Consider the following 10015-nt stretch of genomic DNA (forward strand, 5'->3'; position numbering starts at 1 on the left):
TCTTATCCGACCTACTCCGACTACTCCGACTACTCCGACCTACTGCGAATTAATCTTTCAGCTTGCGCATTACCAGCGTGGCGTTGGTGCCGCCGAAGCCGAAGCTGTTAGACATAACGGTGGTCAGTTCGCGATCGGTCGTTTCGGTCACGATGTTCAGACCTGCCGCCTGCTCGTCCAGCTCTTCAATGTTGATGCTCGGGGCGATAAAGCCGTGTTCCAGCATCAGCAGAGAGTAGATAGCTTCCTGTACGCCAGCAGCGCCCAGAGAGTGACCGGTCATGGCTTTGGTTGCAGAAATCGCCGGGCTCTTATCGCCGAACACTTCACGGATAGCTGCCAGTTCTTTCACGTCGCCAACCGGAGTCGAAGTACCATGAGAGTTCAGGTAATCGATTGGGGTATCAACGCCGTGCATCGCCATCTTCATGCAGCGTACTGCGCCTTCGCCAGACGGAGCAACCATGTCTGCACCATCAGAGGTTGCGCCGTAGCCAACGATTTCAGCATAGATGTGAGCACCACGCGCCAGCGCGTGTTCCAGCTCTTCAACCACTACCATACCGCCGCCGCCAGCGATAACGAAACCGTCACGGTGAGCGTCGTAAGTACGGGAGGCTTTTTCCGGGGTGTCGTTGTATTTAGTAGACAGCGCACCCATCGCGTCGAATTCGCAGGCCATTTCCCAGCACAGCTCTTCGCCGCCGCCAGCAAACACGATGTCCTGTTTGCCCAGTTGGATCTGCTCTACTGCGTTACCGATACAGTGTGCGGAAGTCGCACACGCGGAGCTGATGGAGTAGTTAACGCCATGAATTTTAAACGGCGTGGCGAGGCAGGCAGAAACGCCGGATGCCATCGCTTTGGTGACCACATACGGGCCAACCGCTTTCAGGCCGCGCGGGCCGCGCATTGCGTCAGCGCCGAATACCTGGAAACGCGGGGAACCGCCGCCAGAACCTGCAATCAGGCCAACGCGTGGGTTATTCTGGTAAGCTTCCGGAGAAAGGCCCGTATCTGCGATTGCCTGCTCCATAGAAAGGAATGCATAAATGGATGCGTCGCTCATAAAGCGCACAACTTTGCGGTCAATGAGGCCAGTGGTATCCAGTTTTACGTTGCCCCAGACGTGGCTACGCATGCCGGAATCCTTCAGCTCCTGAGAGAAAGTGATCCCTGAACGTCCTTCACGCAGAGATGCCAGGACTTCCTGCTGGTTATTACCGATGCTGGAAACAATGCCCAGGCCAGTAATCACTGCACGTTTCATTCAATACCTCTGTAAGTCGCACATAGAGTAAGTTTCGAATGCACAATAGCGTACACTTGTACGCCGAACAAGTCCGATCAGCCATTTAATAGAGAAATTTGCGCAGCCTTACACACATCGCTAAGATCGAGCCACCGCCTGTAAGACGAGTAACTTACGTGAAACACTACTCCATACAACCTGCCAACCTCGAATTTAATGCTGAGGGTACACCTGTTTCCCGAGATTTTGACGATGTCTATTTTTCCAACGATAACGGGCTGGAAGAGACGCGTTATGTTTTTCTGGGAGGCAACCAATTAGAGGTACGCTTTCCTGAGCATCCACATCCTCTGTTTGTGGTAGCAGAGAGCGGCTTCGGCACCGGATTAAACTTCCTGACGCTATGGCAGGCATTTGATCAGTTTCGCGAAGCGCATCCGCAAGCGCAATTACAACGCTTACATTTCATTAGTTTTGAGAAATTTCCCCTCACCCGTGCGGATTTAGCCTTAGCGCATCAACACTGGCCGGAACTGGCTCCGTGGGCAGAACAACTTCAGGCGCAGTGGCCAATGCCCTTGCCCGGTTGCCATCGTTTATTGCTCGATGAAGGCCGCGTGACGCTGGATTTATGGTTTGGCGATATTAACGAACTGACCAGCCAACTGGACGATTCGCTAAATCAAAAAGTAGATGCCTGGTTTCTGGACGGCTTTGCGCCAGCGAAAAACCCGGATATGTGGACGCAAAATCTGTTTAACGCCATGGCAAGGTTGGCGCGTCCGGGCGGCACGCTGGCGACATTTACGTCTGCCGGTTTTGTCCGCCGCGGTTTGCAGGACGCCGGATTCACGATGCAAAAACGTAAGGGCTTTGGGCGCAAACGGGAAATGCTTTGCGGGGTGATGGAACAGACATTACCGCTCCCCTGCTCCGCGCCGTGGTTTAACCGCACGGGCAGCAGCAAACGGGAAGCGGCGATTATCGGCGGTGGTATTGCCTGCGCGTTGTTGTCGCTGGCGCTATTACGGCGCGGCTGGCAGGTAACGCTTTATTGCGCGGATGAGGCCCCCGCACTGGGTGCTTCCGGCAATCGCCAGGGGGCGCTGTATCCGTTATTAAGCAAACACGATGAGGCGCTAAACCGCTTTTTCTCTAATGCGTTTACTTTTGCTCGTCGGTTTTACGACCAATTACCCGTTAAATTTGATCATGACTGGTGCGGCGTCACGCAGTTAGGCTGGGATGAGAAAAGCCAGCATAAAATCACACAGATGTTGTCAATGGATTTACCCGCAGAACTGGCTGTAGCCGTTGAGGCAAATGCGGTTGAACAAATTACGGGCGTTGCGACAAATTGCAGCGGCATTACTTATCCGCAAGGTGGTTGGCTGTGCCCAGCAGAACTGACCCGTAATGTGCTGGAACTGGCGCAACAGCAGGGTTTGCAGATTTATTATCAATATCAGTTACAGAATTTATCCCGTAAGGATGACTGTTGGTTGTTGAATTTTGCAGGAGATCAGCAAGCAACACACAGCGTAGTGGTACTGGCGAACGGGCATCAAATCAGCCGATTCAGCCAAACGTCGACTCTCCCGGTGTATTCGGTTGCCGGGCAGGTCAGCCATATTCCGACAACGCCGGAATTGGCAGAGCTGAAGCAGGTGCTGTGCTATGACGGTTATCTCACGCCACAAAATCCGGCGAATCAACATCATTGTATTGGTGCCAGTTATCATCGCGGCAGCGAAGATACGGCGTACAGTGAGGACGATCAGCAGCAGAATCGCCAGCGGTTGATTGATTGTTTCCCGCAGGCACAGTGGGCAAAAGAGGTTGATGTCAGTGATAAAGAGGCGCGCTGCGGTGTGCGTTGTGCCACCCGCGATCATCTGCCAATGGTAGGCAATGTTCCCGATTATGAGGCAACACTCGTGGAATATGCGTCGTTGGCGGAGCAGAAAGATGAGGCGGTAAGCGCGCCGGTTTTTGACGATCTCTTTATGTTTGCGGCTTTAGGTTCTCGCGGTTTGTGTTCTGCCCCGCTGTGTGCCGAGATTCTGGCGGCGCAGATGAGCGACGAACCGATTCCGATGGATGCCAGTACGCTGGCGGCGTTAAACCCGAATCGGTTATGGGTGCGGAAATTGTTGAAGGGTAAAGCGGTTAAGGCGGGGTAATCTGCTCTCGCAGTGTTTGCCGGATGCGGCGTGAACGCCTTATCCGACCTACGTGTGACGTGTAGGCCTGATAAGACGCGATAAGCGTCGCATCAGGCATGGTGCTCCAGACGCCGCAACTTACTGCTGTGACGCCTGCTGAAACAGGTTTTCCCACATATCGGTCACCAGCGCCTGGTCACGCGGCGACAATTCACCGGCACCAATGGCTTTTTCCAGACTCTGGCTAACGGTCGTATGCACCGCCTGAGCGGAGTGGTCATCACCACTTTCCAGTTCTGCGATGGCTAATGTCAGGTGGCCACGCAAATACCCACTGGCAAACAACTCATCATCACTGGCATGGTCAATCATGCCGTCGATTAATGCCAGAATGCGTGATTCAAACTCCGCGATCATCTTCTTTCCTCATTGTAAAACGTGGCACCGGCTTCAGTTGAGCGCTTCCGGCCACGGGAACTGTTCCGCCGTAAGTTCCAGCGTGTGATAATAATTTTGTAGTGCTTTAATGAAGCGTGCCGGACGCTCGGGAATGCCATTTGTCAGATAATCCATCACCTGCGCATGTACCCGCCGTTGAAACACCACACGATCCGGTTCGAAGTCGCCTTCCAGATTGTCGCAACTGACGTTAAACGGATATCCCGCCGCCACACAGAACAACCAGTCGAGTGCCTGCGGCTTCACTTCAACACCTTCAAACTGGCTTTGCGTTTGGGCATCACGCCCATCCGGGCAATACCAGTAGCCGAAATCAACCAGCTCACGGCGCGCTTTTCCGGCAATACACCAGTGCGAAATCTCATGAATTGCGCTGGCATAAAAGCCGTGGGCAAAGACAATTCGGTTATACGGTACTTCCGCATCAGCAGGAAGATAGATCGGTTCGTCGTCGCCTTTAATCAGACGGGTATTAAATTCATCGGCAAAGCAGCTATTAAAAATTTCAATCAACTGCTCATAGTGGTGTGTACTGTTCATTAGTTCATCCCCAACCAGTGGAGGATCTCCTGTCCGTGGCTATCGTAAAGTAATTTGGCACTCATCACCGCCGAGACGATAACGATCATCGGGCGGATCAGTTTTTGTCCTTTGCTCAGCACCAGTCTTGAACCCATGCGCGCGCCGAGGAACTGCCCCACCAGCATGACAAAGCCCGTCGCCCAAATCACTTTGCCGCCGAGAATAAACAGCAGCAGACCGCCAATGTTTGACGTTGCGTTGAGTAATTTGGCGTGAGCCGTGGCTTTGGCGAGGTTGAATCCGCACAGCGTAACGAAGGCCAGCGCGTAAAACGATCCGGCAGCCGGGCCAAAGAATCCGTCATAAAAACCGACGCAGCCACCGGCAATTAACGCGAAGGGTAAACCGTACATCCGGCGCTGGCGATCTTCTTCACCCAGCTTTGGCATCAGCAAGAAATAGAGGCCGATACAAATTACCAGAATGGGCAAAATCTGCCGTAAGACATCAGCCTGAACGTATTGCACCAGCAGTGCGCCGCTCATTGAGCCGACAAAGGTCATGGCGATATTGAGTTTCTGATCGCTTAAACTAACCACTTTGCGGCGAATAAAGTAGATAGTGGCGGAAATAGAGCCGCCGCAGGCTTGCAGTTTATTGGTTGCCAGCGCGTTAGCGGGAGACATTCCCGCAGCCATCAATGCCGGAATGGTGAGTAACCCACCGCCACCGGCAATCGAGTCGATAAATCCCGCCAGCATGGCGACAAAAAAGAGAACTCCCAGCAACAGCGGGGAAACCATAAACAGGCTATTAAACGTTTCCATTAGATCACGTGCTCATCCAGTAGCGCCTGGCAGGAAGGCGGCAACGGAGGCGGTGTCTTCTTCTCAGGCTTTGTTGTTCCTGGTTTTGGAGGTGCAAACCAGCTTTGCAGTTCTGCCCCGCAACCATCGCCTGGTGGCGGTAAAGGTTGATCTTCACACTCCAGACTATCGGCAGGGCAACGTAATCGTACATGCATATGCGCGCGATGCTGGAACCAGGGTCGCACTTTGCGCAACCAGTCGCGATCGGTGCCCGCATCAAGGCAAAGTTGTTGTTTAATCGCCGGATTAACAAAAATGCGCGTGACGTCTTTGTCCTGGGCGGCGAGTTTGATCAAGCTGAAAATTTCTGGCTTCCACAGCGTGGAGACAACGTGTTTACCGTCGCGGGAAACTAAGTCCAGTGCTTGCGGGCGCAAGAGCTGCGCGGAGGTCCAGCGAGTTTTCGGCAGTTGCAGAAAGATATCGACATCCAGTCCGGTCTGGTGGCTGGCATGACCGCCGTTGAAACGCCCACCAGCGGGCATCCCCATATCGCCAATCAGCACCGTACCCATGCCCAGATTGCTCACCTGGCTACTCAGACGCTGGATAAACATCACCAGATCCGGGTGACCGAAATAGCGACGCTGATCGGTACGCATGACCTGATAATGTTCGGACTGTATCGGCAACGTGTCAGCGCCGACAATACAGCCATTAGAAAAACTGCCTATCGATTGTGCGCTACCCGGCACAGGTTGGGTTATTTTTTGCCACGGCGTCGCTGCCAAGCTAGCGCTACTGGCAAGCAGAGCCAGCAGCGCAATCGCGGTTTTGTTCATTTTTTACCAGCGTGGAATATCAGTCTTCACATCGGCATTTTGCGCCCGCTGCCGTAACAGGTGATCCATTAAAACGATCGCCAGCATCGCTTCAGCGATCGGCACTGCACGGATCCCGACACAGGGATCGTGACGGCCTTTGGTGATCATCTCAACTTCTTCGCCAAAGCGGTTAATAGTGCGCCCCGGCACGGTAATGCTGGAGGTCGGTTTCAGCGCCATATGAGCAATGATTTGCTGCCCGCTGCTGATACCGCCGAGAATGCCGCCCGCATGGTTGCTCTGGAAACCGTCTTTGGTGATTTCGTCGCGGTTCTGGCTGCCGCGCAGCGCCACTACGTCAAAGCCGTCGCCAATTTCCACGCCTTTCACCGCGTTGATGCTCATCAGCGCATGGGCGATGTCGGCATCCAGGCGGTCAAATACCGGCTCGCCAAGTCCGGCGGGGACGCCACTGGCAACAACGGTGACTTTCGCGCCGATGGAGTCGCCCTCTTTTTTCAGCGCGCGCATCAGTTCATCTAACGCGTCGATTTTGTCCGGATCGGCAGAAGAACGGATTTTGTTCAACCAGCGACCAGTCTTTGATTTCCAGCGGAATGTCGCCCATCTGGGTCAAGCAGCCGCGGATTTCAATACCAAATTTCTCGGCGAGATATTTTTTGGCAATCGCCCCTGCCGCCACGCGCATGGCAGTTTCGCGGGCGGAAGAACGTCCACCGCCGCGATAATCGCGCAGACCGTATTTTTGTTCGTAGGTGTAATCAGCATGGCCTGGGCGGAAAACGTCTTTAATTGCGCTGTAATCCTGAGAGCGCTGGTCAGTGTTTTCGATCAACAAGCCAATGCTGGTGCCAGTAGTAACGCCTTCAAAAACACCGGAGAGAATTTTGACCTGATCCGGCTCGCGGCGCTGGGTGGTATAGCGCGATGTCCCAGGGCGACGACGGTCGAGGTCATGTTGCAGGTCCGCTTCCGTCAGCAGAATGCCTGGCGGAACACCATCGACGATGCAGCCGAGCGCCAGCCCATGCGATTCGCCGAAGGTGGTTACGCGAAAGAGTTGTCCAATTGTGTTTCCAGCCATCACGGCTCCGTTATTGTTGTGTTTGCGTGTTTACTTAATCTTTATAAATCGCGAAATATTCACGGGCCGCCAGCAGCTGCTCTTTGGTGAGCATAAACACACCATCGCCGCCGTTATCAAACTCCAGCCAGGTGAACGGAACATCCGGATATTGTTCCATAAGATGTACCATGCTGTTGCCGACTTCACAAATCAACACGCCATCATCAGCAAGGTAATCTGCCGCGTTTCCAAGAATGCGACGCGTCAGTTTAAGGCCGTCGGTGCCAGATGCCAGGCCCAGTTCCGGCTCGTGACGGTATTCGTTTGGCAGGTCGGACATATCTTCCGCGTCGACATACGGCGGGTTAGTGACAATCAGATCGTACTGCACTTTCGGCAAGTCGCGGAACAGATCGGAACGAATCGGAATGACGTTGTGGATCAGACCGTGTTCTTCGATGTTCTGTTCAGCAACCGCCAGCGCGTCGGGAGAGATATCCACCGCGTCGACTTCTGCATCCGGGAAGGCATAAGCACAGGCAATGGCGATGCAGCCGCTACCGGTACACATATCTAAAATATGCTGCGGTTGTTTGCTGATGAGTCCGGCAAATTTATTGTTGATCAGTTCACCAATCGGCGAGCGCGGCACCAGCACGCGTTCATCGACGTAAAATTCATGACCGCAGAACCAGGCTTTGTTGGTCAGGTAAGCCACCGGAATGCGCTCGTTGACGCGGCGGATCACGCGTTCAACAATACGATGTTTTTCGCTGGAGGTCAGACGCGCGGTGCGCATATCTTCCGGGATATCCAGCGGCAGGTAGAGCGATGGTAACACCAGCTGTACGGCTTCATCCCACGGGTTATCGGTGCCGTGACCGTACCAGATATTTGCCGCGCTGAAGCGGCTCACTGACCAGCGCAACATGTCCTGAATGGTTTGCAGCTCATTTACTGCTTCATCAACGAAAATTTTATCCACGTATTCCTCCAGGGCATGATCGCAATAATTTCGGCGGCTAGTTTGCCATGAAGATGACGATAAATCAGCATTCACGCGCGGTGAGTGAGGAAAAATACGTTTAAAACGATCGATTGTGCTACGAGTCGGGTAAACTGTAGGAAAATTAGAAATAGAGACAGATAAATGAAAAAGAAAACAACACTTAGCGAGGAGGACCAGGCTCTGTTTCGCCAGTTGATGGCGGGGACTCGCAAGATTAAGCAGGACACGATTGTCCACCGACCGCAGCGTAAAAAAATCAGCGAAGTGCCGGTGAAACGCTTGATCCAGGAGCAGGCTGATGCCAGCCATTATTTCTCCGATGAGTTTCAGCCGTTATTAAATACCGAAGGTCCGGTGAAATATGTTCGCCCGGATGTCAGCCATTTCGAGGCGAAGAAACTGCGCCGCGGCGATTATTCACCGGAATTGTTTTTGGATTTACACGGTCTGACGCAGCTGCAGGCCAAGCAGGAACTGGGCGCGTTGATTGCCGCCTGTCGCCGCGAACATGTGTTTTGTGCCTGCGTGATGCATGGGCACGGGAAGCATATTTTGAAGCAACAAACACCGCTGTGGCTGGCACAACATCCGCATGTGATGGCATTTCACCAGGCACCGAAAGAGTACGGCGGTGATGCGGCTTTGTTGGTGTTGATTGAAGTGGAAGAGTGGTTGCCGCCGGAGTTGCCCTGAGGAGTTGAGCGTGTTGTGGCAGGAGCGAATGACCCTGCCAGGTGAGAAAAGGTGCGCTAATACATATTCAGTATGTAAGTGAATCGGCAGGTAGAATCTATGGGCTGTCGAGATGTCGTGTCCACGCGTAGCTTCATATCATGCAGTTGCCTGGACGTAATCGGTTGCGGCTCAGGCGTCACCGTCACTTTGGCATTATCACAGCCGGAAGTCGAGAAGGTCATCTGCTGTGCGATAAAACGGCAGTAGACACCACGCTCATCAAAATTATTCCCGTTACACAGTTTGCCATTTTCCATCAGGAAAGTGGGCAGTGTTTGCTCAATAACACCACCTGTTGACTGCAACCTGACGACTTTGTTATGTACAACATAATTTTCATTCCAGGAAACATCATACGATGCCAGGGGCACCGCCGGACATGAAGAACTCACCTTCGTTGGGCCAATATAGTCAGGAAAATCATCATCATACGTTTTAGCGAAGGGATCTCTACTCTTAACAAACGACGACACAATCCACGGACAACCATGTAAATTCCCATCGTAATAAACAAACATCTTTAATTCATTACATGTCCATCCCGTTTTGGTCTGGCTATCATACTGCTCTAATCCAGGACAGGCTGACATGGATACCCTGCTGTCCGAAATTTTCGACATAGATGGTTGAGTAGAACTATCGCCAGTCCACGAAACTAAATCCGGCTGTGAATTGGGCATGAATGTAGCCTTAAATATAGCGTAATTAACTGAATCTGGCGTCGCTATAATCAGATGAAACTCAAACTCTGTAGACTGGCCCCCTGAATCTCCAGACAACCAGTATCACTTAAATATAAGTGATAGTCTTAATACTAGTTTTTAGACTAGTCATTGGAGTACAGATGATTGATGTCTTAGGGCCGGAGAAACGCAGACGGCGTACCACACAGGAAAAGATCGCAATTGTTCAGCAGAGCTTTGAACCGGGGATGACGGTCTCCCTCGTTGCCCGGCAACATGGTGTAGCAGCCAGCCAGTTATTTCGTAAGGCAGTATGACTTTCCGTGAGACAGATGCTGGCCAACGTGGGATATTTAACGCGGGTTAACATCGTAAGCGTGCAGCAAGAACCGTATTGACGGGGATGTGTTATTCAGTCGGCAGTGCTACGCGCCAGGGGAGCAGTTCGCCGACCCGGTTTATCGGCCAGT

At 52.8% G+C, this 10015-nt stretch carries 9 protein-coding genes and 2 pseudogenes; 3 read left to right on the forward strand and 8 right to left on the reverse strand.

What is annotated here, in order from left to right; genetic code table 11:
- Positions 1 to 49 precede the first annotated feature (49 nt).
- Positions 50 to 1270: a beta-ketoacyl-ACP synthase I gene (gene fabB, locus BFF42_RS16850; RefSeq protein WP_000817191.1), complete on the reverse strand. Its 1221-nt coding sequence runs from the start codon at positions 1268 to 1270 to the stop codon at positions 50 to 52.
- Positions 1271 to 1428: 158 nt separating this feature from the next.
- On the opposite strand from fabB, the gene mnmC reads away from it, so the two are divergent.
- Positions 1429 to 3435 carry a bifunctional tRNA (5-methylaminomethyl-2-thiouridine)(34)-methyltransferase MnmC2/FAD-dependent 5-carboxymethylaminomethyl-2-thiouridine(34) oxidoreductase MnmC1 gene (gene mnmC, locus BFF42_RS16855; protein ID WP_000683794.1) on the forward strand — a complete coding sequence of 669 codons (2007 nt, stop codon included), beginning with the start codon at positions 1429 to 1431 and terminating at the stop codon, positions 3433 to 3435.
- 120 nt (positions 3436 to 3555) lie between these two features.
- Here mnmC and BFF42_RS16860 read toward each other — a convergent pair whose 3' ends face one another.
- The 6 genes and pseudogenes from BFF42_RS16860 to prmB all read right to left on the reverse strand — a co-directional run bounded on the left by BFF42_RS16860 (position 3556) and on the right by prmB (position 8103).
- Positions 3556 to 3834 (reverse strand): YfcL family protein, encoded by a 279-nt coding sequence (locus BFF42_RS16860; protein WP_000559754.1) that lies wholly within the window; start codon positions 3832 to 3834, stop codon positions 3556 to 3558.
- Between the two features lie 33 nt (positions 3835 to 3867).
- Positions 3868 to 4416 carry an elongation factor P hydroxylase gene (epmC, locus tag BFF42_RS16865; protein WP_039060312.1) on the reverse strand — a complete coding sequence of 183 codons (549 nt, stop codon included), beginning with the start codon at positions 4414 to 4416 and terminating at the stop codon, positions 3868 to 3870.
- Complete coding sequence (locus tag BFF42_RS16870; RefSeq protein ID WP_000447361.1) at positions 4416 to 5225, reverse strand: sulfite exporter TauE/SafE family protein; 810 nt, start codon at positions 5223 to 5225, stop codon at positions 4416 to 4418. The genes epmC and BFF42_RS16870 overlap by 1 nt, the downstream gene beginning before the upstream one ends.
- Positions 5225 to 6049, reverse strand: a complete 825-nt coding sequence (gene mepA, locus BFF42_RS16875) for a penicillin-insensitive murein endopeptidase (RefSeq protein ID WP_001043819.1) — start codon at positions 6047 to 6049, stop codon at positions 5225 to 5227. Before mepA ends, BFF42_RS16870 begins: the two co-directional genes overlap by 1 nt.
- Positions 6050 to 6052: 3 nt before the next feature.
- Positions 6053 to 7136 (reverse strand): annotated as a pseudogene (gene aroC / locus BFF42_RS16880) (chorismate synthase).
- Positions 7137 to 7170: 34 nt separating this feature from the next.
- Positions 7171 to 8103 (reverse strand): 50S ribosomal protein L3 N(5)-glutamine methyltransferase, encoded by a 933-nt coding sequence (gene prmB, locus BFF42_RS16885; protein ID WP_001339812.1) that lies wholly within the window; start codon positions 8101 to 8103, stop codon positions 7171 to 7173.
- A 165-nt stretch (positions 8104 to 8268) separates the two neighbouring features.
- On the opposite strand from prmB, the gene smrB reads away from it, so the two are divergent.
- Complete coding sequence (gene smrB, locus BFF42_RS16890) at positions 8269 to 8820, forward strand: endonuclease SmrB (protein ID WP_000730806.1); 552 nt, start codon at positions 8269 to 8271, stop codon at positions 8818 to 8820.
- A 56-nt stretch (positions 8821 to 8876) separates the two neighbouring features.
- Here smrB and BFF42_RS16895 read toward each other — a convergent pair whose 3' ends face one another.
- Positions 8877 to 9641 carry a StfH/YfcO family fimbrial adhesin gene (locus BFF42_RS16895; protein WP_039059481.1) on the reverse strand — a complete coding sequence of 255 codons (765 nt, stop codon included), beginning with the start codon at positions 9639 to 9641 and terminating at the stop codon, positions 8877 to 8879.
- Between the two features lie 65 nt (positions 9642 to 9706).
- On the opposite strand from BFF42_RS16895, the pseudogene BFF42_RS16900 reads away from it, so the two are divergent.
- Positions 9707 to 9847: pseudogene (locus tag BFF42_RS16900) on the forward strand (IS3 family transposase); the annotation flags it as partial.
- Positions 9848 to 10015: the final 168 nt, after the last annotated feature.

The organism is Shigella sp. FC1661 (assembly GCF_001712525.1).
Classification (GTDB): domain Bacteria; phylum Pseudomonadota; class Gammaproteobacteria; order Enterobacterales; family Enterobacteriaceae; genus Escherichia; species Escherichia coli.

What these genes read in the sequence shown, in the direction of transcription:
- fabB (WP_000817191.1), bottom strand. Translation starts at nt 1,270, where the DNA reads ATGAAACGTGCAGTGATTACTGGCCTGGGCATTGTTTCCAGCATCGGT.
- BFF42_RS16860 (WP_000559754.1), bottom strand. Translation starts at nt 3,834, where the DNA reads ATGATCGCGGAGTTTGAATCACGCATTCTGGCATTAATCGACGGCATG.
- epmC (WP_039060312.1), bottom strand. Translation starts at nt 4,416, where the DNA reads ATGAACAGTACACACCACTATGAGCAGTTGATTGAAATTTTTAATAGC.
- BFF42_RS16870 (WP_000447361.1), bottom strand. Translation starts at nt 5,225, where the DNA reads ATGGAAACGTTTAATAGCCTGTTTATGGTTTCCCCGCTGTTGCTGGGA.
- mepA (WP_001043819.1), bottom strand. Translation starts at nt 6,049, where the DNA reads ATGAACAAAACCGCGATTGCGCTGCTGGCTCTGCTTGCCAGTAGCGCT.
- smrB (WP_000730806.1), top strand. Translation starts at nt 8,269, where the DNA reads ATGAAAAAGAAAACAACACTTAGCGAGGAGGACCAGGCTCTGTTTCGC.